The sequence below is a fragment of the Lysinibacillus sp. FSL K6-0232 genome, from assembly GCF_038008325.1.
Classification (GTDB): Bacteria; Bacillota; Bacilli; order Bacillales_A; family Planococcaceae; genus Lysinibacillus.
Window position 1 is genome coordinate 2,846,629 of sequence record NZ_JBBOYW010000001.1, and the last position, 23,672, is coordinate 2,870,300.

Genomic DNA, 23,672 nt, shown 5'->3' on the forward strand with positions numbered 1-23,672 from the left:
AAATTAGGTTATATATTTTAAAAGAGGGAGGAGAAATACATCTCACTCCCTCTATTAAACAAGTTTCTCGTAAATATTTTTACTTTTATCCTAATTATATCGGCATCATCAAGCATTAGCTTTTGTGATGAATTCTATATTCATATAGAAAATTATAGGTTTTTAATTAACTCATTTGCGAATTCTGAACATTTTACTTCTGTTGCGCCGTCCATTAAACGTGCGAAGTCGTAAGTTACAACTTTAGAAGAAATTGTTTTTTCTACAGAGTTAGTTACTAAATCTGCAGCTTCTTGCCAGCCTAAGTGTTCAAGCATTAATACGCCAGAAAGTAATACAGAAGATGGGTTTACTTTATCTTGACCAGCGTATTTTGGAGCTGTACCGTGAGTAGCTTCAAAGATTGCATGTCCAGTTACATAGTTAATGTTTGCACCTGGAGCGATACCGATACCACCAACTTGTGCAGCTAATGCATCAGAAATATAGTCACCATTTAAGTTCATTGTAGCTACTACATCGAACTCAGTTGGACGAGTTAAGATTTGTTGTAAGAAGATATCAGCGATAGAATCTTTTACTAAGATTTTACCAGCTGCTAAAGCATCAGCTTGTGCTTTGTTTGCTGCTTCTTCACCTTGTTCAGCTTTAATTGCATCATATTGGTTCCAAGTGAATGTTTGATCAGCAAATTCTTTTTCAGCTAATTCATAACCCCAGTTTTTGAAACCACCTTCAGTGAATTTCATGATGTTACCTTTGTGTACTAAAGTAACAGATGGTTTGTTATGTTTAATAGCATACTCGATAGCAGCACGTACTAAACGCTCTGTACCTTCTTGAGATACTGGCTTAATACCTAAACCAGAAGTTTCTGGGAAGCGGATTTTGTTAACACCAAGTTCAGTTTGTAAGAAGTTTAATAATTTCTTTTGCTCATCTGAACCAGCTTTGTATTCGATACCTGCGTAGATGTCTTCTGTGTTTTCGCGGAAGATAACCATATCAACGTCTTCTGGACGTTTAACTGGAGAAGGCACACCATCAAAGTGACGTACTGGACGTAAACATACATATAAGTCAAGTTCTTGACGTAATGCTACGTTTAGAGAGCGGATACCACCACCGATTGGTGTAGTAAGAGGACCTTTGATTGCAATTAGGTATTCATTAATTTTGTCTAAAGTTTCTTGTGGTAACCATTCACCAGTTTGGTTAAATGCTTTTTCACCAGCTAAAACTTCTAACCATTCAATTTTCTTTTCACCGTTATAAGCTTTGTCTACTGCTGCGTCGATTACGCGTGATGCTGCAGCCCAAATATCTGGACCAATTCCGTCACCTTCGATGAAAGGAATTACTGGATTGTTTGGTACATTAAGTACGCCGTTTTCAACTACAATTTTGTTTGACATTCTGTTGCCTCCTAAATTCATAATCATAGGACTGTGTTAGCACTAACACAGTCCTAAATATTCTAGCATATTTTCCAAATTAGCGCTCGCTGATTGGAATATATTTTTGCATACCTGGTCCAACATACTCTGCACGTGGACGGATTAGGCGATTATTCGCATATTGCTCAAGGATATGAGCTACCCAGCCAGAAGTACGTGATACTGCGAAAATTGGTGTGAATAGGTCATGATCGATACCTAAAGAATCATACACTGACGCAGAGAAGAAATCTACGTTTGCAGGTAATTTCTTTTGTTCTACAATCATGTCATGGATTTTAACTGACATTTCATAAAGCTCTGGTTTACCAGTTAATTTTGTAAGTTTTTCAGACATTACACGTAAATGTGGTGCACGTGGGTCGCCTTTACGGTACACACGGTGACCGAAGCCCATGATTTTTTCTTTGTTATCTAATTTATTTTGAATATAAGATTCAACATTATCAAGTGAGCCAATTTCAGTTAGCATTTTCATTACTTGCTCATTTGCACCACCATGAAGTGGTCCTTTTAATGCACCGATTGCAGCTGTAACACCTGAATAAACATCTGATAATGTAGCTACACATACACGTGCTGTAAATGTAGATGCATTTAATTCATGGTCAGCATGTAATACTAGTGCTTTGTCAAATGCTTCTACTTCAATAGCTTCTGGCTCTTCACCTTTTAGCATGTATAAGAAGTTTGCAGCATATCCTAGTTCAGGTTTTGGTGCAACTGGCTCTAAACCTTTACGAACACGTGAAAACGCAGTTACTACTGTAGCAATTTTTGCTTGAAGACGAATTGCTTTACGGTAGTTTGCTTCTGGATCCATCACATCCGCCTCTTCATCGAATACACCAAGTAAAGATACTGCAGTACGTAACGCAGCCATTGGATGTACAGTTGATAGTGGGTATGTTTTGAATTGATCAATAATCGCTTGTGGAATAGACATATTGTCTGCTAATTGTTGCTTTAACTCAGCAAGCTCGTCTTCTTTTGGTAAACGAGTATGCCATAGTAAATAAACTACCTCTTCAAATGAAGCATTTTCTGCTAAATCATCAATGTTGTAACCAACATATGTAAGTGTATCATCGATAATTGAACTAATTTTAGATTCCGCTGCTATGATACCTTCTAAACCTTTAGTTGCTGACATAAATTATCGCTCCCTCATTCTTAATTTTTTGATGTAAATGCGTTATTTATATGGCATTTACGTTTTCTGCTCATATGAACCATTAAGTAAATCGCTTACATTGCTATTATAATCATTTTTGACAGCTTTGTGAATGGGAATTCAACAAATTAAGAAAAAGACGTACGAACGACTAAATATGCGCTTTAAAGAAGTTGTTTTGTATATTTTGACATTAATGTATCAATGATTGTGGGGTGAATTTGTAAAAATGAGGAATTTGAAGTATTTTTCATATGAAATAACTACAAGTATTTTGCTTTTTATTTTTTATTTAATCATACTTTGGTTCGTATTACCTGTTTCTCTCGCTATTTTTTTGTCATTTTCGACGTATCCTATTATAAATTTCTTACATAGATACTGTCGGATTGCTTATTGGATAGCAGCTATTATTGTTGAAATATTAATATTAACTTGTATTTTTCTACTTGTGCTTATATCAATCAATAGCGTTATTCTAATTTTTCCAGAAATCCGTGATACACTGCAAAACTTTCCACTTTTCAGCGAATATGAATCGATGTTTATACAGGTTTTAAAGGAAAAATCATTATCCATTTTTGATTCTATCATTATATACACAGCAGACCTTTTCCAATTATTAATGAAGCATGTCATTGAAGTATTTATTTTTTTAGTAGCCTATTATTTTGCTTTATTGGAAACGCGTAAATCTCGGTACTGGTTTTTTCAATATGTGCCAAAAAAATATCGGCATGAATGGCAATCACATTTTGCAAAAATTATGAAGCTTTTTCATTACTTTTTGTTTGTAGAATTTCAATTGTTTACAATTACCCTATTTATTTTATGCGCAGGATTTATGATTCTTCAATTTGAACAAGCCATTATTAAAGCGTTTATTGTGGCATTTGCAGATGTGCTACCGTTTTTTGGTATCGGTGTTTTTCTTGTACCGATGAGTATTTATTTTTATTTCAGTGGCAATACCTTTTTATGTGTAGCCATCTTACTATTATATTTATTTGTCCAATTAACAAGGCAGCTTGCTGATTCCATGCTGTGGTCAAATACGCTACAATTACGTACATTCCATACATTTTTTATCAGCGCTGCCTCTATTTTATTATTTGGCTTTTATGGAATTTTGCTTAGCCCCATCTTTTTATTTTTAGCGGTCAAGCTTAAGGAAAATGCTATCTTTGAACGATAATAAATTGTCCTTTTTTCATTTTTTTACGCATCCAATAATAGGCAATCGGCTGGAACATTTTTCGTGAAAAAGGCATAAGTAACAGTAAACCAACAATATCCGTTAAAAATCCTGGTAATGCTAAAAGCAACCCACCACTAAATGTTAAAAATGTATCAACTAAGGCAGCTCCAGGAGCCTCACCATGTGCCATTGCCTGTTTAACATTTTGCATAGAATGCATGCCTTTATTTTTCATCACATAAATACCAAGAGCACTCGTCGCAATAATGAGCAACAATGTACTTAAAACACCAATATTTTTCCCAACAATTATTAATAACGCCAATTCGGCTAATGCATAGACAACGAAACCAAGAAAAAATTTACGCATATTTTTCCCCTCTCTACTTAAGAAGCTATACTTTATATACGTAATTATAGCCCATTTAGTTTCATTTAAATAAAGAAGGTTGTCCAAATATAGTATAGAAGAAGCTGTTTTTAGACAGCTTCTTTGCTATACATTACAGAACGCTAGCGTGTCCTTTATAAATAACACCTGTTTCTGCATCCATTGTAATTTCTTGACCGTGGCGTATTAATGTTGTCGCTTCTTTTACACCAACAATTACTGGAATGCCAAGACTTAAGCCAACAACTGCCGCGTGGCTTGTTAGTCCACCTTCTTCTGTAATTAAACCAACGCAATTTTCTAATGCTGGCATCATATCACGATCTGAACCAATTGTGACAAGGATACAGCCATCTGTATCATAAGCAAGTGCCTCAGCAGCATTTTTTGCAATGACTGTTTTACCAACTACAGATGCTTTGCCAATTCCTTGACCACGAGCTAGTAAATCACCAATAATATGAACTTTCATTAAGTTTGTTGTGCCCGCTTCTCCTACTGGTACACCTGCTGTAATGACAACAGCATCTCCATGTGTAACATAACCGTATTTCAAGCTTTCATCTACAGCTAACTCTAAAATTTCATCTGTTGTTGTCACACGCTGACAAACAATTGGGTAGACACCCCATACTAACGTTAATGTATTTGCTGTATGGGCAGAGCCTGTCACAGCAACAATTGGTACACCTGGGCGATATTTAGCAATCATTCTTGCTGTATTACCACTTTCTGTTGGTGCTAATACCGCTTTTACACCTAAATTAATGGATGTATACGCTACTGCTTGAGAAATCGCTTCTGTCATATTAGCCTCTTTTTCACGGCTACGTGCAGAAACAATGGATTTATATTCTAATGAGTCTTCTGTGCGCTGTGCAATTTTATTCATTGTTTGTACAGATTCCACTGGATATAAACCTGCAGCCGTTTCCCCTGACAGCATAATTGCGTCTGTTCCGTCAATAATAGCATTCGCTACATCACTAGCCTCTGCACGTGTTGGACGAGGGTTACGCTGCATTGAATCTAACATTTGTGTTGCTGTAATAACAGGTTTGCCGACTTGATTACATTTTAAAATTAATTTCTTTTGTACAAGCGGTACTTCCTCTGCTGGAATTTCCACACCAAGGTCACCACGTGCAACCATTAATCCATCAGACACAAGAATAATTTCATCGATATTATCGACACCTTCTTGGTTTTCGATTTTTGGGATAATTTGAATATGGCTACCACCGTTTTGTTCAAGCAATTCGCGAATTTCTAGCACATCTTTTGCTCGGCGAACAAAGGAAGCAGCGATAAAATCAACACCTTGTTCAATACCAAATAAAATATCTTGTGCATCCTTTTCTGTAATACCTGGCAGTTGTACAGAAACACCTGGCACATTGACACCTTTTTTATTTTTTAAGACGCCAGCATTTTCAACAATCGTATGAATTAAACCTTTTTCCATATCTTTTGCTAAAACACGTAATTGAATAAGACCATCATCTAGTAAAATAATTGCGTTTTGCTCAACATCTTCAATTAAACGATCATACGTAACAGAGAAGCTTGTTTCTGTACCTTCTACTTCTGTCATTGAAATATCAATTACTTGTCCTGCTGTTAAGTGAAGCTCGTCATTTTTCATATTATGCGTACGAATTTCAGGACCTTTTGTATCAAGTAAAATACCAACTGATTTGTTTAGTTTTTGTGCGACTTCACGTATTAACTGAATACGTCCTGCATGTTCTTCATGAGAGCCGTGTGAAAAATTCAAACGGGCAACATTCATACCTGCTTCAATTAGTTTTTCTAATGTTTCTGGTGACTCACTTGCAGGTCCAATTGTACATACGATTTTTGTTTTTCTCATTATTTGCCCACTCCGTTTTATAACAAATTATATTGATAGTTCTTTCATTAATGTGTAAAGGCTAACATCTGCCTCATGATTCTTTTCAAAAGCTTCAGGCATATTATAATCAATCACTTGATGATTGCGAATACCTACAGCTCTGCCAGCCTTGCCTTCCATAAGCAGCTCTACAGCATGTGCGCCAAATTGACTTGCTAACACACGGTCGCGCGCTGTTGGTGAACCACCACGCTGAATATGACCTAAGACAGATACACGTGTTTCTTTTCCTGTTTGCTCCTTTAATAGCTTTGCCAGCTCATTTCCAGACATAACACCTTCTGCCACAATAATAATGCTGTGCTTCTTCCCTCGTGCTGCACCACGATCTAAGCGTGCCACAATCTCATCTAAATTATAATCTTCTTCTGGGATAAGCACCGTTTCAGCACCAGCTGCAAGACCTGCCCATAGTGCAATATCTCCTGCATCACGTCCCATAACCTCAACAATAAAAGAATTTTCATGGGATGTAGCTGTATCTCGGATTTTATCAATGGATTCTACAACGGTGTTAAGTGCCGTATCAAAGCCTATTGTATATTCAGTGCCTGGTACATCATTGTCAATTGTTCCTGGTACACCTACAACAGGGAACCCTTTTTTCACTAAATCCATTGCACCACGATATGACCCATCGCCACCAATTACAACAAGTCCTTCAATGCCTGCTGCCTGCAAATTTTCAATAGCCTTTTGCTGAATTGCATCCTCTTTAAATTCAGGACACCTTGCCGAATTTAAATAAGTGCCACCACGCTGAATAATGCCACCTACTGAGCCTAAATTAAGTTCTTCCATAGAGCCTTTTACTAAGCCCTCATAACCATGCTTAATGCCGACAACATCGATTCCATGGAATGCTGCCTTACGAACAACTGCTCGAATAGCTGCGTTCATTCCCGGTGCATCTCCACCACTCGTTAATACAGCAATTTTTTTCATCATCGGACCTCCTGCATTTACTATTATTATTCACATTAACATGAAAAAACAAACTATGTAAGGGTTCTGTGGGCATAAAAACATAACTTTTACATAAAAAATGAAAAGAATGCGCTTTCACACACTCTTTCCATTCAAAAACATCCTAAATTTAACATTTCTTCAAGAAGTCTGACGTCGATTTTGCGCGATTATCTTCTTTAATTTTAAAAGCTTTTAGAGGCTAGGATACAAATTTTAACCCTTTCCGAGCAAATTTATACGCTTCTTACACCTCTGTATATTGCCCAATTTTCTTAAATTTTTCATAGCGATCTTCAATTAATTGTTCATCGCTTAGTGAATTTAATACTTGAAGTGTGTCACTTATGCACTCTTTAATAGAAAGTGCCTGCTTTGCCACATTGCGATGTGCTCCACCAATAATTTCAGGAATAATGCCATCAATAATACCAAGTTCCTTTAAATCCGGTGCTGTAATACGCATTGCCTCAGCCGCCTGCTTCGCAAGACTACCGTCACGCCATAAAATTGAAGCAGCACCTTCTGGCGAAATAACCGAATAGGTTGAGTTCTCTAACATAAAGATACGATTAGCTACACCTAATGCTAGCGCACCACCACTACCGCCTTCACCAATAACGATGCTAATAACTGGCACTTTTAAGCCCGCCATTTCAACAAGGTTTCTAGCAATAGCTTCACTTTGTCCTCGTTCTTCCGCAGCTTTACCGGGATACGCACCTTTTGTATCAATAAAACAAATAATTGGGCGTTTAAATTTTTCTGCCTGTTTCATTAAACGTAATGCTTTACGATAGCCCTCTGGATGTGGCATTCCAAAATTGCGGCGTATATTTTCCTTTGTAGATTTTCCGCGCTGATGTCCAATAACAGTTACTGGCTGTCCCTCAAACATGGCAATTCCACCTAAAATGGCAGCGTCGTCACCAAAGGTACGGTCACCATGCAACTCAATAAAGTTTTCACACATTGCTTCAATATATTGTAATGTTGTAGGTCTTTCAGGATGTCGTGCAACCTGCACACGATCCCACGGCTTCATATTCGTATAGATAGACTGCTCTAATTGCGTTAAACGTGTTTCAAGCTTTTCAATTTCACCTGTCATATCTACATCTGCTTCAGCAGCAATTGTTTTTAATTCATCAATTTTTTCTCGTAATTGTACGACTGGTTCTTCAAACGCTAAATTTTTAGGCATGTTGTACGCCGCCTTTCGTATGCATTTTTACAAGTAATGACACTTGCTGACGTAAATCCTGACGATGGAAAATTGCGTCAAGCTGTCCGTGCTCTAATAAAAATTCTGCCGTTTGGAAATCGCTCGGCAATTTTTCTCTAACTGTTTCTTCGATAACACGACGTCCTGCAAAGCCAATTAATGCTTGTGGCTCTGCAATATTAATATCACCAACAGATGCAAAGCTTGCTGAAACCCCACCGGTTGTTGGATGCGTTAAAATCGAAATAAATAATAAGCCCTGATCACTATGACGCTTTAATGCCACACTTGTTTTTGCCATTTGCATTAAGGATAATACACCCTCTTGCATACGTGCGCCACCACTAGCCGTAAAGATAATAAATGGCACACCTAGTGCTGTTGCTTTTTCAACTGCTCGTGTAATTTTCTCACCAACTACTGAACCCATTGAACCCATACGGAAATGAGAATCCATAATGGCTACAACAACTTCCTCTCCATCTAATGTACCTACACCTGTTAAAACAGCCTCATTTAAGCCTGTTTTTTCTTGGTCTGCCGCAATTTTCTCCACATATGCTGGGAAATTAAGTGGATTAGTTGTTTGTAAATGGTCATCCATGGACACAAAAGAGCCTTCATCTAAGAAGTAGTCTACACGCTCTTGTGCTGTCATTTTGAAATGATGATTGCATTTTGTACATACTTTATGATTTTTTTCGAGTTCTTTTGTTAATTGAATATGACGACATTCAGGACATTTGGTCATTAATCCCTCTGGAAATCCCTTTTCCTGTCCATCCTCTTTCTTTTTTCGATTGCCACTAAATAAACTGCGTATTGCCATGTTTGACTCCCCCTTCGTTGTCTAAGTGCTTGTGACAGTATTCATCCACTGCTCATAAGCTTTTAATGCTTCTTTTTCGTAACCAAGCTGCATCGATTTCAACATCGTTTGGATCATTAATTTTTCGTCTTCTGTTGAGCTTCGATTTAAGCGGTCGCCATCATAAGCTGCTAGTTGAAACCAGATTTTCAATGAAAGACGATTGCCTGTCGTAATTAATAACTCTCGCAAAATATCTCGACAATTCACCGCACCCTCTATTTCCAGCTTCACAAAAAAACCATCCCACACGGGCAGTGTGCGAAGATTCTCTGTACAACTTATTACGCGAATTGCTTCCTTTTCATGAATTTGTCGCGTTAATTCGACATCTCTTTTTGATTTTTCATCTTCTAAGATAAACATCGACAATATTTCTACAAGCTGATGTTTATGAGTAGAGGCAAGAAAAGTACCACCGCCGTGTCTTGTTTCAATAAGCCCTAGTAATTCTAAGCTGCGCAGTGCCTCTCTAACAGAAGACCGCCCAACGCCTAGACGCTCTGATAAAACTCGCTCGGAGGGCAGCTTTTCACCTGCTTGAATTTTTTCCATTTTAATGAGTTGACGTAATTGTTGGACGATTTCTAAAAACACTTTCTTTTGTTCGGTTTTTTTATCCATACGACTAACTCCCCTTATCAAAAAGTGGCCAGACCACTTTTAACATTGACTCTAGCTTACAAAAGAACTATCCAAAAGTAAAGAAAAAACTGCATAAAATTTCATGCAGTTTCTAAATTCTTGTTTAAATTCCTCACTTTTTCATCGCTTGTGCATGTTTTACTTTGATCTGTGGTTTGCCAAAGCGTCGCTCCAAAATTCCTTCAATAAAAAGTATATCATCCTCTCGCAATATATCTTGAACAAGCTGAAATACTTGTGGAAATAATGTAATAGACACAGCCCCATATTCGTCCTGAAGCTGCACAAAAGCCATTTGCTCGCCCTTTTTTGTTCGAATTTTTTTTACTTCTTCAATCAAGCCAAGCATTTTCACATAAGTACCATCTCGTGTATGCTTAAGCTCTCGACATGTGCAATTAAGATCAGACCAGTATAGCCTTTCTTCTGTGACTGGATGTGCAGAAATATAAAAGCCTAAACTCTCCTTCTCATGCATCAATTTTTCCTTTTGTGACATGGCTGCTGCCTCCACATATTTTGGCGTGCCAAAGCTGAAGGTGGTCGCTGTTGCTAGGTCAATATCTTCAGTCGGTCTTAGTAGCTCAGCATGTTTCAATGCAGCATCCACTGTCATCATAAGAACAGCACGATCCTTTTCTAAATAATCAAGTGCACCTGCGAAAATTAACGACTCCATCACTTTTGGCTTAAAATGCTGTGCACTTAAGGCAACAGCCAAATCAAATAAATTATTGAATGTTTCTGGATTTGTTTGTCGTAATGTCTTGACTTTATCTATAAACGTATGAGGAACACCCTTAATGCCTGATAAGCTATAGCGAATCCCTTGATTTTCTACTGTAAAATATTTTGTACTATTTTTTAACGAAGGTGGATAAAACGGAATTCCCTTGTCTTTTGCCTCTTGCACAAGCTGTAAAATTTTATCGATGTTCCCTGTTGCATTTGATAGCAATGCTGCATAAAAGCTATGCGGGAAATGTGCCTTTAAATAAGCCATTTGATAGGAAATCACACTATAGGCTACTGCATGGCTTTTAGGAAAACCATAGTCAGCAAAACGCACAATCAATTCATATACTTCTTCTGCCACAGATTGTTCATAGCCTTGTTGTAATGCTCCATTTACAAAGACAGCACGCTGCTCCTCTAAAATTTGGCGATTTTTTTTACTAACCGCTCGACGCAGTAAATCAGCCTGTCCCATTGTAAAGCCTGCTAGCACAGAGGCGATTTGGATAATTTGCTCCTGATAAACAATTACGCCAAAGGTTTCTTGTAAAATAGGCGCTAACACAGGATGGGGCATAGCAATATGCTCTTTGCCCGCTTTTCTTCTTGCATAGACAGGAATAAATTCCATTGGACCCGGACGATATAGTGCATTGACAGCCGCAATATCTAAAAAATGCGTTGGACGAATATCCCGTAAAGCTTGCTTCATTCCTTCTGATTCTAATTGGAAAATACCGAGTGTATCGCCTCTTTGTAACAGCTGGAATGTTTCTGCATCATGCAGAGGAATTTGTTCAAATTCAATCCACGGGCCTCCTGCTTTATAAATAGACCAACGCATCTGCTCTAAAATGGTGAGATTACGCAAGCCTAAAAAATCCATCTTAACAAGACCACATGCTTCGATATCTCCCATTGGCCATTGTGTACAATAGATATCATCATGCCCCTCTTCAATTGGTACTGTTTGTACTAATGGTGATGGAGCAAGCACAACACCCGCTGCATGTGTGGATGAATTTCTTGGTAATCCCTCTAACTTTAAAGCTATTTCAAACCAATGCTGATGCTTGTCATCTGCTGCAAGCCAGCCCTGTAAATCATGCGATTCTGCGAGCGCTCTTTGCAAGGTCATTCCCGGCTTATTCGGAATCATTTTAGAAATTTTCTCTAATGTTTCCGCATCAAAGCCAAAAACTCTTGCTACATCCCTAGCCACAGCCTTAGCAGATAATGTACCAAACGTAATAATTTGTGCCACATTTGCTTTGCCATATTTTTGCGCAACATACTGGATAACTTTCTGCCTTTTACTATCGACAAAATCAATATCAATATCAGGTAGAGTAATACGCTCTGGATTTAAAAACCGCTCAAATAATAAGCCATAAGCAAGTGGGTCTACTTGCGTAATAAATAAACTATAGGCAACAAGTGAGCCTGCTGACGAGCCACGACCGGGTCCCGTTAAAATACGATGGTCTTTGGCAAAGCGCATAAAATCAGCCACAACTAAAAAATAATCTGCAAAGCCCATCGTGCAAATAATATCCAGCTCATATTGCAGGCGCTCCTGATAATTAGCTGGTATTTCTTGTTGTTTAAAGCGCTCCTCCAATCCTTTAAACGCCTCTTTTACAAGCAAGCTTTCAGCCGTTTCGCCTACTGGCACTGGAAACTTAGGCATTTGCACAGGCATGTCAGGAATCACTGCTTTACAGCTTGCAAGCATGGCTGCACTAGATGCTAACCACTCTGGGCGATCAGAAAACCAGCTTTGCCATTCATCTGCTGTTGGCACAAAATATCCTTGTAAGCTAGCTGTTCGTAGTGTTGTGCCAAGCTTTTCTCCTGTATCAATTGCCCTTGCAACCTCATAGGCAATATGGTCTTCTGGTCGTAAAAAATAACAGCTTTGAGTAGCAACAAGCTGGATCGCATTGTTTTGACACCATGCTACAAATGCCTCCTCATTCGCTGTTTTTATCCCTCCTGGTCTTGCAATGCCCATATAAAAATAATGTTGAAATAACTGGGCGACAGCATCAACCATTGGATACCAGTTCTCACTCTCTATTAAATCATCCGTTGATAGCATTGCTATACAGCCCGCTGCATAGCCTTCAAGCCATTTCCAAGGTAATATCTCGTCCTCCCTAATGGAAATAGCACTGCTAATTTTCAACAGATTTTGATAGCCCTCCTGTGACTGCGCATACAGTACAAGTGGTATGATTTCTTCCTGCCACTGCACCTTTACTGAAAGCCCTATAACCGCATGAATATGAGCCTGCTGCATCGCTTTGCAAAAAGGCAAAAGCCCGTACAATTTCGTATTAACGATTGCACAGGCCTGTGTCTTTTGCTCTTGTAAAAAAGGAATCAATTGCTCAAGTCGAATTGTACTTTTCAATAAATCCGCGCTCGTATGCATTTTTGTATATACATGTGTCAAATGAATCCCTTCCTTTTCTTTATGAATGGTACGCTTTACAAATCTCTTGTAATCTAGCGATAACGCGATCTGCTTCCTCCCATGAATAAGCTGTAGCACCAGATGCAAGCGGATGCCCACCACCATTAAATTCCTTTGCTAATGTATTAATGACTGGTCCCTTTGAACGTAAACGCACACGGATTTGCTCTCCCTCCTCAATGAACACAACCCATGCACATATTCCCTTCACACTGCCAAGACAGCCGACTAATAGCGAGGCTTCTGACGGTACAACATCATGTGCTGCCAGCAATTCCTTTGTTAGCTTGATATGTGCGGCTCCATGCTTATCCATTTGAAAATTTTGATAAATATAACCTTGTAAATTTAGTAGTTTTTGCTCCATTTCATACATACCATCAAAAATTTGATTGCGATCAAAATCATATGTAATCAGCTCTGAAGCCACTTTAAATGTTTTCGCTGTCGTGCTTGGGAATTGGAATCTTCCTGTGTCGCCAACAATACCAGCAAATAATAGGCGTGCGGCAGCCGCTGAAAGTTGCCAGTTAGCCACTTCCTTCCCTTCCTCATAAAGCTCATAAATCATTTCACTGCAAGAGCTAGCTGTTGTATCTACCCATAAAAGGTCACCATAAGCATCATCATTTGGGTGATGGTCAATTTTGATAACCATTTTCCCCTGTGTATAACGCTGGTCATCTACACGCTCTGTATTGGCAGTGTCTGTTACAATGACTAAAGCATTGTTATAAATATCATCTGTGATTTGGTCAGGCTGTGCCATAAATGTTAAAGAGGCATCATGCTCTCCTACAGCAAACACCTTTTTATGAGGATAGTTTGCTAAAATTAACGCTTTTAGTCCTTGCTGGGAGCCGTAAGCATCAGGGTCTGGACGTACATGCCGATGAATAATAATAGTGTCGTATGCAGCAATTGTGTCGATGATTTGTCTTTTCACAATAAATTCCTCCAAAATGATAGTAAGAACCGTTAGCATTTTTCGATAATAATCGTTACAATAATGTCTAGTTATGCTAGGAGGTTTACTATGCTCAATTTAATATTTGTATTTGCGATTATTATATCTTTCGTCTTTTATTTCTATTTTAAAACAAAACAGTTTCGTTCTCCATTGCCTATTGCTAAAAAATGGTACAAAAGTAAGGCGAATATCGGCTTTGGGTCCTTTATTTTGTTTTTCGCTTTAAACCAAGCCTACTTATTCCCAGGGCTTTATACATTTATTATTGTAACAATTCTTGTTGTATTAGGCATCTTTGTGATTGTAGAAAATACGAAAAAAGCACGTCATTATGGCCAATTTGTGGAAGAAGAGTTTCGTATCAATCAATAAGAAAATAAGCCATTCCCATATATTTTTATCATGGAAAAGGGGTATCTCAAATGACGTTGAGATACCCCTTTCTACTATTTAACGTTCTAATAGCTGGAACATCATCATTGCCTTTCCAACAAGCATTTGTTGGTTGTACACTTCGAAATCCATTTTCACAAACTTACGACTCATATCCAAAATTCGAGGCTTCACCGTTAGCGTGCTTTCCATTTGCACTGGCTTAATAAAATAAATCGTCATATTCTCTGCCACCGCATCCCCACGCTTACGGCGTTTTAATGCAAATGAGCCTACCTCTGCTAACAAGGTTGTAAAGGCTCCATAAGAAATCGCCCCGTATTGATTGGTCATTTGAGGTGTGACTTTAAACTCTACAATTAACTCTTCGTCACCAAGCACCTTGATTTCATTTTTCACTAAATCATCAATTGTTTCACCATGCTGAGGTTGCCTTTGTGCTAATTGCAGTGCCTTTAATACATCTTGGCGACTAATCACACCTTGCAAAATATTATCATCATCAACGATTGGCAACAAATCGATGCCTTCCCAAATCATGCGATGTCCTGCAGAAGCTACACTCATTTTCATAGAGCCTGCAATCGGATTTTTGGTCATAACCTTTTCAATCAGTTCATTTTCCTCACGTCCAATAACATCTTTAACAGTAACCATCCCAACAAGCTTATTTTGCTGTGTGACAACAGGAAATGCACCATGCGTTGTTTGCTCATTCAGCTTTTGGAAATGACAAATCGTTTCATCGCTTTTTAATACAGCTGTATCCGTCATTGGGATATAAATATCTTCGATAAATAAAATATCTTTTTTAATGAGCTGATCGTAAATTGCACGGTTAATCATTGTTGCTACTGTAAATGTATCATAGCTTGTTGAAATTATTGGTAAATCCAGCGAATCCGCAAGTTCCTTATTACTATCAGTTGTATCAAAACCACCTGTTATTAATACAGCTGCACCTGCTCGAAGTGCATTACCATGCGCTTTAATACGGTTTCCAACAATCAATAGGCTGCCTGCATCTGTGTAACGCATCATGTCCTCTAGTTGCATCGCACCGATCACAAATTTTGTTAATGTTTTATGTAGGCCTGATTTGCCACCTAAAACTTGACCATCTACAATATTAACAATTTCTGCAAATGTTAAGCGTTCAATATTTTCTTTCTTTTTTTTCTCGATACGAATGGTTCCAACACGCTCAATGGAACTTACTAAGCGACGGTTTTCTGCTTCCTTTATCGCACGGTAAGCCGTTCCTTCACTTACTTGCATTTCCTTTGCAATTTGACGTACTGAAATTTTATCGCCCACGGGTAGTGATTCGATGTATTGTAAAATTTTCTCATGTTTTGTCGACAAAATATCACCTATTTTCTATGCTTCCATTAGCTCTTAGTGTAGCATATTTTTTATAAAAATATTGAATATAAAGTGATGAAATTGCTTAACCTTTCCCATTATGTCAACTACCAGCGTGGTATTCAATCATATAGTACAGCACGGTCAATGATTAGAAACAGTCTACTTTTTCACCAGCTTTTAAAATTTGAACTTCTGCATTTTGTACTAAATCTGCAAAAACTTGTGGATTTTGCTCGATTGGTGGGAATGTATTGTAATGAATCGGTACAACAATTTTCGGCTTTAACAATGATACCGCATAAGCTGCATCTTCTGGTCCCATTGTAAAATTATCACCAATTGGCAAAAACGCAATATCAATTGGATGACGTTCAGCAATTAGCTTCATATCACCGAATAGGGCTGTATCACCTGCATGGTAAATTGTTAGCCCCTCTATAAATAGTAAAACGCCTGCTGGCATCCCCATATAAATAATTTCATTATTTTCTGTTACATAAGAAGAGCCGTGGAAAGCTTGTGTAAATTTCACCTTACCAAAATCAAATTCCTTTGCGCCACCAATATGCATAGGATGTACCTTTACACCCTGCCAAGAAAGCCAGTTCGCTAATTCATTTGGTGCAATAACAAGCGCATCTTTTTTCTTGGCAAGCTCCACTGTATCGCCCACATGATCATTATGCCCATGTGTCAGTATAATAATATCAGGTGCTTCCTCCGCTACTATTAAATCAGTTTGTCCGTTTCCATTAATAAATGGATCAATTAAAATGGTTTGTTCATTTGTTTGAATTTTAACAACCGAATGTCCATGATAACTTATTTTCATTGAAAAATCCTCCCTGTCTTTCAAATTATGACTCATCATTTTTATTCGCTATCCATGCGTGTTTTCCCTTTTTTTGATATGCTTGTACAGAGAATAATCATAAGGTTCTCTAACAGCTATATACCCTGTTAGAACACAGTTATTCAATTCACAAGATAGAGCGTGTTAATAATAGTTATCGACACTTTATCGTACAATTCCCCATGGTATTAAAGGAGGACATATTTATGTCAAAGGTTGAAGAAATTCAAAGTTACTTACAGCAAAACAACATCGATGCAGCATTTATCACAACACCTGATAATGTTTTTTACGTTTCAGGCTTTAACAGTAATCCACATGAAAGGTTACTAGGTGTGATGATTTTTCAGGAGGCTGAACCTTTTCTAATTTGTCCTAAAATGGAGATTCCAGATGCTAAGGATGCTGGGTGGTCTTACGAGGTGATTGGTCATCAAGATACTGATAATGCAATGGAAATTGTTGCGCAAGCGATTACCGCACGCCAAGTACCTCCACATACAATTGCTATTGAAAAAGCACATTTAATCGTTGAGCGTTTCGAGGCACTACAGCAATCATTTCCACAGGCAAACTTTGTTCGCCTTGATGAAAAAATAAATGCCATGCGTGTGATCAAAGATGAAAAGGAATTAGATAAATTGCGGAAGGCTGCGGAACTTGCTGACTATGCTATTGAAGTTGGCTGCAAGGAAATTGCTGAGGGGAAAACAGAAATGGAAATTCTTACAGCAATTGAAAGGGCTATTCAAGATAAGGGCTGTAAAATGTCCTTTGAAACAATGGTACTAAGTGGTCCTAAAACAGCATCACCACATGGTACACCAGGTGCTCGTAAAATTGAAAAGGGTGATATGGTATTGTTTGACCTTGGCGTTATTTATGATGGCTATTGCTCAGATATTACGCGTACTGTTGCTTTTGGGGAGCCTAGTGAAGCACAGAAAGACATTTATCATGCCGTTTTAGCTGCTAATCAACAGGCAATTGCAGCCGTGAAGCCTGGTATTCGTGCAATGGACTTAGATAAAATTGCGCGCGATGCTATTACAGAAGCAGGCTATGGTGAATATTTCACACACCGCCTTGGCCATGGCCTTGGTATTTCCGTACACGAATTCCCTTCCGTAACAGGAGCAAATGCTCTGACAATGGAAGAAGGTATGGTCTTTACGATTGAGCCAGGGATTTATAAAGCAGATGTAACAGGAGTTCGTATCGAGGATGATGTGGTTGTAACAAAAGATGGCGTTGAAGTTCTAACAAAATTCCCAAAAGAATTAATTGTTCTATAAAAGGATTGCAACATAGCTCGTTGTCTTATTTATCAACAGAAAGAACGAACGATTCTGAAAAACTTGATAACAGTTTCACATTGGATTGTTCGTTTTTTACTAGTGAAAATGCTTGTATGCTAGCATCTTTATCAGTTTCGGCAGCAATTACAAGTAATGGATACTTACTCTTTCCTGAAACCAATCATTATAAAAAGGAAGCACTATGAATATGCTTCCTTTTTTATTTATTAAATTAGCTCATCCACACTGACATATGGTAATCCTTGTGAATCTGCCACTGCTTTATAAGTAAGTTGTCCATCTAATGTATTTACACCTTTTTTCAATGCAGCATTGTCTAGACAAGCCTGTTTATAGCCTTTGTTGGCAATTTGCAGTGCGTATGGAATTGTATTATTTGTTAAGGCAATTGTTGATGTACGTGGAACCGCTCCAGGCATATTAGCGACAGCATAGTGTACAACACCATGTTTGACATATGTCGGATCATCATGTGTTGTAACACGATCAGATGTCGCAAAAATACCGCCTTGGTCAATTGCAATATCCACAACAACTGAGCCTGGCTGCATAGACTGAATCATTTCTTCAGACACAAGCTTTGGTGCTTTTGCGCCCGGAATTAACACAGCACCAATCACTAAATCAGAATTTTTCACTGATTCTGCAATATTGTATGGATTAGACATTAATGTTTGCACATCGCGACCAAATAAATCTTCTAATTGGCGTAAACGCTCAGCGCTTAAATCAATAACTGTTACATCTGCGCCCATACCAACAGCGATCTTCGCAGCATTTGTCCCTGCAATACCACCACCGATAACTGTTACTTTACCGCGTGGTACACCTGATACGCCACCTAGTAAAATACCTTTACCATCATGATTTTTCTCTAGGAACTGTGCACCAATTTGTGCAGCCATTTTACCTGCTACTTCACTCATTGGTGTAAGCAATGGTAACGAACCATTTGCTAATTGAACTGTTTCATAGGCAATACCTACAACCTTTTTATTTAAAAGTGCCTGAGTTAATTCAATCTCTGGCGCTAAGTGTAGATATGTGAATAAGATTTGACCCTCATAGAAATAATCGTACTCAGAAGCTACAGGCTCTTTAACCTTCATAATCATCTCTTGTGACCATGCTTCTTTGGCAGTTTGCACAATATGTGCTCCAGCTGCAATATAGTCAGCATCTGTAAAACTTGAGCCTAAGCCTGCTCCTGTTTCAATGAATACCTCATGCCCTGCATGTGTCAATGTCACAACCCCTGCTGGTGTCATTGCCACACGATTTTCATTGTTTTTAATTTCCTTTGGAATACCAATCTTCATTGTTTCCTATCCCCTTCCGTAACCTAAGAAATCAGCATCATTTATCTAACGATGGATTGATGAACCGCTTACAATTCCATATTACCAAACAAATACAAAAAAAGCTTTAACTAAAATTAAAACAAAAAGGTTCCTAATATTTTCAAAATACAGAATATTCAAACCATGGAAACTCTCTTAAATTATTATATTCAAAAACTAAATAGTACGGTTAGCATAACAATGAATTGGTAACATTATTCAAGCATTATGACTACAAAAAAACGTTTACATACTTTAAATAGTGGGAATTAGATAAATATACATTGAAGTGAAATTCCTTCACTTTTTTACAAATTTTCTGTCGGAAAGTATTTCCTTTAGAAAATCATTTGGTATAATCAACATATACAAATTAGGGAGGTTATTCAAATGGCTAATCATTATAAAAGCATTGTTGTGGCAGTAGATGGTTCAAAAGAGGCTGAATATGCATTTCGTAAATCAATTGATGTTGCAAAACGTAATGAGGGTTCTGTATTAAATCTAGTGAATGTTATTGATACTCGTTCATTTGCAGCAATCGAGGCATATGACCGCTCCATTGCAGAGCGTGCGCAAGCATTTTCTGAGGAGCTATTAAATGGCTACAAAAAGCAAGCTGAGGATGCAGGTTTAACAAATATTAACCTTATTATCGAGTATGGTTCTCCAAAAAATATCATCACAAAAGAGCTTTCTAATGTTGTAGACGCAGATTTAATTATTTGTGGTGCAACTGGTTTAAATGCAGTTGAACGCTTCCTAATCGGTTCAGTATCTGAAGCAATTGTACGCTCAGCTAAATGTGATGTACTTGTTATCCGTACACCAGAAAATTAATATGCAATACATAAAAAGGTATCCTTCTACTAGGATACCTTTTTACTTGTGTTGACTTTGTGAACACGAACAATTATTTGCCCTCTTTCCACATCTTCACTTTTTCAAAAAATAAGGCAAGTGCCTGTTTATTTTGCATATTCGGTACTTTAGCTAATAACACCTCTTTAGGTGCTTTTAATGTCTTTTCTTGCTTTTGTAAAATAACAATCGTCTTCTCTAATGCTTTGTTGGCAAACATGGCGTCTGGTAGCTGAATAATCGCCTGAATCCAAGCGTGCTTTTGAATATATTTGTGTAGCTGTTTCGATTGCTCTGACTCAAAAAGATGTGATGGTGCAAGGAAGAATAAATAACCACCTTCCTTTGTATAATTGATGGACTGCTCAATAAATAAATGATGGGCATAGCTCATTCCCTCTGATGGACATAGCTCATAATTAAGAGCAACCTCTTCATTTGGATAATAGCCAACAGGTAAATCACATACAACTGCATCAACAGGATTTACCAATAAATCCTCTAAAGCGTCCTGACGATATAAAGAAACAGGCTGTTCCGTTAAGTCCGCAGTGGCAGCGGCTAAACGAATGAGTAACTCATCGACCTCTACGCCAGTTGCATCTACTTTTCCATCCAATAAATTCATAACCGTTAATAATAAATTGCCTGTGCCTACTGCTGGGTCCAACATCGAAATTTTTTCATGCTCAAGACGTTCTGCAAATATTTGCTCTACAAAATAACCAACTAATAAACCTAATGTATCAGGAGTCATTTGATGGTTTGGCTGTGAACCTTTGCGCATTCCTTTTAAAATGGCAATTTGAATAGCTTTACGAATATCCTCTTTCGTTGCATCTTGCTGTGAAAAATCAAGCTCACCATCTAACCATGCCTCTAAGCCCTCTAATAGCCCCTCTAGCAATGTTACATTTTGTTCTTGTTCAACTTTTTCAGCATGTTCATTTAACAACCCAAATAATTTCTCGATATTTTCCATAAATAACTTCCTTTCACGCAGAAAAGAGCCGTGACAAAAACTCGTCACAGCTCTTTTGTCTAGTATTATCTTAGCCTAAAAGCAATACATTATGCCAGTGCTTTGACAGCTGCAATTGCTGCTTCATAATTTGGATGATCTGTTGCTTCAGGAACATATTCAACATATGTCACTTTATTATTAGCATCCACAACAAATACTGCACGTGTCAGAAGACGTAATTCTTGAATGTACACACCATATGCCTCACCAAATGAAAGGTCGCGGTGATCTGAAACAGTTTGAACAGCATCAATACCTGCTGCACCACACCAACGTTTTTGAGCAAATGGAAGATCAACAGATACCGTATAGATTACTACATTATCACCTAGATTAGCTGCTTCCTCATTAAAGCGACGTGTTTGTGCATCACATACGCCAGTATCTAATGATGGTACAACACTGAATAAGCGAATTTTCCCCTCTGAATCTTTCAATGTTACTGGTGATAGGTCATTTGCCAATACTGTAAAATCTGGTGCTTGGTCGCCCACCTTTACTTCATTTCCTACTAGTGTTACTGGACCATTTTTAAATGTTACTTGTGCCATCTAAACGCCTCCTCATCATCATATGTATTCATATTACTAAATGAAGGGAATTCATTGCAACTCAGACAGCTTACTTTCTTACAAGCAATGATCACAAACATCCTTTTTAACAGCAACTATTAAATAGCAGACATGTTGATGAGCCTGTATTTTACAGAGCTTAGCTAGAATTTTATTAAATTCCGTGGATACCTCCTCCACGCTAATCAACAAAACAGTGTTTTTCCCTACAAAATACGCTTATTATTTATACCATCAACACACCTGATTAAATATAGTAGCTTCAACTATTGCTCATGTTTTTCTTCTAGCTTGGCAAGTTCCACGCTTTCCTTTTGTTCATCTGCTACTGTTATATCCTCTTGCTTTGGTAAAGGCGATGATACTACTTCTTTTTCAACAAAAACTTTTTCATGCACTACTGTTGTATCAGCAAAATAATCATGCAAGCCTTGGTTTTCTGGCAAAATCACAACCAATATATATAGTGGCATAAAAATATTATTGATAATACGGCCTATCCAATCACGAAATAGTACATCTGACCAAGTAAGCTTTTCATGCTTTAAGGAAATAACACGTAAACCAAATACCATTTTCCCTAATGTTTGCCCAAAAAACTTTGTCATTAGCACAAAATAGCTATAATAGAGGATTGCTGTGATAATAGAAACTGGTGCATACCAAACAGATTCTGATAAAGACCAATCCATTAGATAAAAAATAGGATTAACGAGTATACCGCCTATAGCCGTAACAATAAATCCATCTAATAAAAATGCCCAAAATCGAACCCAAAAGCCTGCTGTTTTTAAAGCATAGTTTTTGGATTTTATCGCTACATCCGATGGCTCCATTACAGCACTATTCTCCGTAGAGGGTGAACCTTGCATAACAATCTCATTGTTTGTCATTGTACTCCCTCCTTAGTATTCACCATATAAGTACATCATTTTAGGTGCGCTATAGTCTGTCATGATTTTCATCAGCATTTTTTCCTCTGCCGATGGGCCAAACATAGAGCCAATTTTCATCCCAACATAGGACTGCCAGCCACCCATATCATAGGCATATTCGAACAAAGTAGCATCTTCTAATCCATAATCTTCACGCAATGCAGCAATCGTTGCTTCCTCATCACCAATTTCATCTACTAAGCCTGCTTCAAGTGCTTTTGTGCCACCAAAAATACGACCATCTGCAACTTTTTTAACATCTGCCTCAGACATATTACGTCCTTGCTCAACAATATCTACAAATTCCTCATATGTTTCATTAATCATATCTTGCATCATCGCACGCTCTTCCTCTGTTACTTCACGCATCGGACTTAGCATATCCTTGTGTGCACCTGATTTAAACGTTTCGAATTTTACGCCTACTTTTTCAGCTAATGCCTGATAATTAATAGATTGCATAATAACACCAATAGAGCCTGTAATTGTATCGCGATGTGCAAATATTTTATCTGCTGGTGCTGCAATATAATAACCGCCAGATGCAGCCATCGAATCCATTGATACATAAATTGGAATTTGTCGTTCCTCTTTAATCTTAACAAGTTTTTTATAAATTTCTGCTGATTCTTTCACGCCACCACCTGGTGAGTTAACACTTAATACAACACCTTGAATAGACTCATCATATAAAATATTATCCAATTGCTCTAAGAAAAATTGATGGTCATATGCCACTGGCTGCCAAAGTGTGCTTGAACCAATATCTTGAATCGTACCATCCACCTTTAAATAAGCAATGCGTTTATCAAAATTATCACCCTCAATAACATTTTCATAAACATCTAAGCTATTTCCTGCCATTAGGCTATCAAAATTCCCTAAGAAGTCTGACTTAAATAGCGCAAAAATAGTGTTAACACCTAATGAAAACAATAAAAGAACACCTGCCACTACTAAAGCAACCCATCTTTTTACATTCAT

At 37.8% G+C, this 23,672-nt stretch carries 21 protein-coding genes; 4 read left to right on the top strand and 17 right to left on the bottom strand.

From position 1 onward, the window contains the following. Positions 1-152: 152 nt before the first annotated feature. Positions 153-1,415, bottom strand: coding sequence for an NADP-dependent isocitrate dehydrogenase (gene icd, locus MHB42_RS13885; protein ID WP_340806897.1), 1,263 nt, complete (start codon positions 1,413-1,415; stop codon positions 153-155). A gap of 79 nt (positions 1,416-1,494) precedes the next feature. Next, complete coding sequence (gene citZ / locus MHB42_RS13890) at positions 1,495-2,610, bottom strand: citrate synthase (RefSeq protein ID WP_340806898.1); 1,116 nt, start codon at positions 2,608-2,610, stop codon at positions 1,495-1,497. Between the two features lie 250 nt (positions 2,611-2,860). Here citZ and MHB42_RS13895 point away from each other — a divergent pair, with 250 nt between their 5' ends. Continuing rightward, the gene (locus MHB42_RS13895) at positions 2,861-3,826 is read left to right on the top strand and encodes an AI-2E family transporter (protein WP_340806899.1); all 966 of its coding nucleotides are present in this window, start codon (positions 2,861-2,863) and stop codon (positions 3,824-3,826) included. Here MHB42_RS13895 and MHB42_RS13900 read toward each other — a convergent pair. The 8 genes from MHB42_RS13900 to MHB42_RS13935 form a co-directional block, all read right to left on the bottom strand. After that, the gene (locus MHB42_RS13900; RefSeq protein ID WP_340806901.1) at positions 3,810-4,199 is read right to left on the bottom strand and encodes an FxsA family protein; all 390 of its coding nucleotides are present in this window, start codon (positions 4,197-4,199) and stop codon (positions 3,810-3,812) included. The genes MHB42_RS13895 and MHB42_RS13900 overlap by 17 nt on opposite strands. 133 nt (positions 4,200-4,332) lie before the next feature. Then, positions 4,333-6,093: a pyruvate kinase gene (gene pyk / locus MHB42_RS13905; protein WP_340806902.1), complete on the bottom strand. Its 1,761-nt coding sequence runs from the start codon at positions 6,091-6,093 to the stop codon at positions 4,333-4,335. A gap of 27 nt (positions 6,094-6,120) precedes the next feature. Further along, complete coding sequence (pfkA, locus tag MHB42_RS13910) at positions 6,121-7,080, bottom strand: 6-phosphofructokinase (RefSeq protein ID WP_340808605.1); 960 nt, start codon at positions 7,078-7,080, stop codon at positions 6,121-6,123. 268 nt (positions 7,081-7,348) lie between these two features. After that, positions 7,349-8,305, bottom strand: coding sequence for an acetyl-CoA carboxylase carboxyltransferase subunit alpha (locus MHB42_RS13915; protein ID WP_340806903.1), 957 nt, complete (start codon positions 8,303-8,305; stop codon positions 7,349-7,351). Continuing rightward, entirely contained in the window at positions 8,298-9,155 is an 858-nt protein-coding gene (accD, locus tag MHB42_RS13920; RefSeq protein WP_340806904.1) for an acetyl-CoA carboxylase, carboxyltransferase subunit beta, read from the bottom strand. Before accD ends, MHB42_RS13915 begins: the two co-directional genes overlap by 8 nt. A gap of 21 nt (positions 9,156-9,176) precedes the next feature. Beyond that, positions 9,177-9,818: a FadR/GntR family transcriptional regulator gene (locus MHB42_RS13925; RefSeq protein ID WP_340806906.1), complete on the bottom strand. Its 642-nt coding sequence runs from the start codon at positions 9,816-9,818 to the stop codon at positions 9,177-9,179. A gap of 133 nt (positions 9,819-9,951) precedes the next feature. Further along, on the bottom strand, positions 9,952-13,032 hold the full coding sequence (gene dnaE, locus MHB42_RS13930) for a DNA polymerase III subunit alpha (RefSeq protein ID WP_340806907.1): 3,081 nt from the start codon (positions 13,030-13,032) through the stop codon (positions 9,952-9,954). Between the two features lie 19 nt (positions 13,033-13,051). After that, positions 13,052-13,999, bottom strand: a complete 948-nt coding sequence (locus MHB42_RS13935; RefSeq protein ID WP_340806909.1) for a DHH family phosphoesterase — start codon at positions 13,997-13,999, stop codon at positions 13,052-13,054. Positions 14,000-14,089: 90 nt separating this feature from the next. Between MHB42_RS13935 and MHB42_RS13940 the strand changes: the two genes are divergently transcribed. Continuing rightward, a complete protein-coding gene (locus MHB42_RS13940) occupies positions 14,090-14,395 on the top strand; it encodes a YtpI family protein (RefSeq protein ID WP_340806910.1) in 306 nt (101 codons plus the stop codon). Positions 14,396-14,473: 78 nt separating this feature from the next. Here MHB42_RS13940 and MHB42_RS13945 read toward each other — a convergent pair whose 3' ends face one another. Together MHB42_RS13945 and MHB42_RS13950 are read right to left on the bottom strand one after the other, a co-directional pair. Then, positions 14,474-15,781 carry a DRTGG domain-containing protein gene (locus tag MHB42_RS13945; RefSeq protein ID WP_340806911.1) on the bottom strand — a complete coding sequence of 436 codons (1,308 nt, stop codon included), beginning with the start codon at positions 15,779-15,781 and terminating at the stop codon, positions 14,474-14,476. 151 nt (positions 15,782-15,932) lie between these two features. Beyond that, positions 15,933-16,616, bottom strand: a complete 684-nt coding sequence (locus tag MHB42_RS13950) for a metal-dependent hydrolase (RefSeq protein WP_340806913.1) — start codon at positions 16,614-16,616, stop codon at positions 15,933-15,935. Positions 16,617-16,843: 227 nt separating this feature from the next. Between MHB42_RS13950 and MHB42_RS13955 the strand changes: the two genes are divergently transcribed. Further along, complete coding sequence (locus tag MHB42_RS13955) at positions 16,844-17,932, top strand: M24 family metallopeptidase (protein ID WP_340806915.1); 1,089 nt, start codon at positions 16,844-16,846, stop codon at positions 17,930-17,932. A 230-nt stretch (positions 17,933-18,162) separates the two neighbouring features. Here MHB42_RS13955 and ald read toward each other — a convergent pair whose 3' ends face one another. After that, positions 18,163-19,275, bottom strand: a complete 1,113-nt coding sequence (ald, locus tag MHB42_RS13960) for an alanine dehydrogenase (protein ID WP_340806916.1) — start codon at positions 19,273-19,275, stop codon at positions 18,163-18,165. 411 nt (positions 19,276-19,686) lie between these two features. On the opposite strand from ald, the gene MHB42_RS13965 reads away from it, so the two are divergent. Next, positions 19,687-20,136 carry a universal stress protein gene (locus tag MHB42_RS13965; RefSeq protein ID WP_340806917.1) on the top strand — a complete coding sequence of 150 codons (450 nt, stop codon included), beginning with the start codon at positions 19,687-19,689 and terminating at the stop codon, positions 20,134-20,136. Between the two features lie 73 nt (positions 20,137-20,209). On the opposite strand, the gene MHB42_RS13970 is transcribed toward MHB42_RS13965, so the two are convergent. The 4 genes from MHB42_RS13970 to sppA form a co-directional block, all read right to left on the bottom strand. Next, positions 20,210-21,139: a class I SAM-dependent methyltransferase gene (locus tag MHB42_RS13970; RefSeq protein ID WP_340806919.1), complete on the bottom strand. Its 930-nt coding sequence runs from the start codon at positions 21,137-21,139 to the stop codon at positions 20,210-20,212. A gap of 89 nt (positions 21,140-21,228) precedes the next feature. Continuing rightward, entirely contained in the window at positions 21,229-21,732 is a 504-nt protein-coding gene (gene tpx / locus MHB42_RS13975) for a thiol peroxidase (protein ID WP_340806920.1), read from the bottom strand. A 287-nt stretch (positions 21,733-22,019) separates the two neighbouring features. Continuing rightward, entirely contained in the window at positions 22,020-22,646 is a 627-nt protein-coding gene (locus MHB42_RS13980; RefSeq protein WP_340806921.1) for an RDD family protein, read from the bottom strand. A gap of 12 nt (positions 22,647-22,658) precedes the next feature. Then, positions 22,659-23,672, bottom strand: a complete 1,014-nt coding sequence (gene sppA, locus MHB42_RS13985; protein WP_340806922.1) for a signal peptide peptidase SppA — start codon at positions 23,670-23,672, stop codon at positions 22,659-22,661.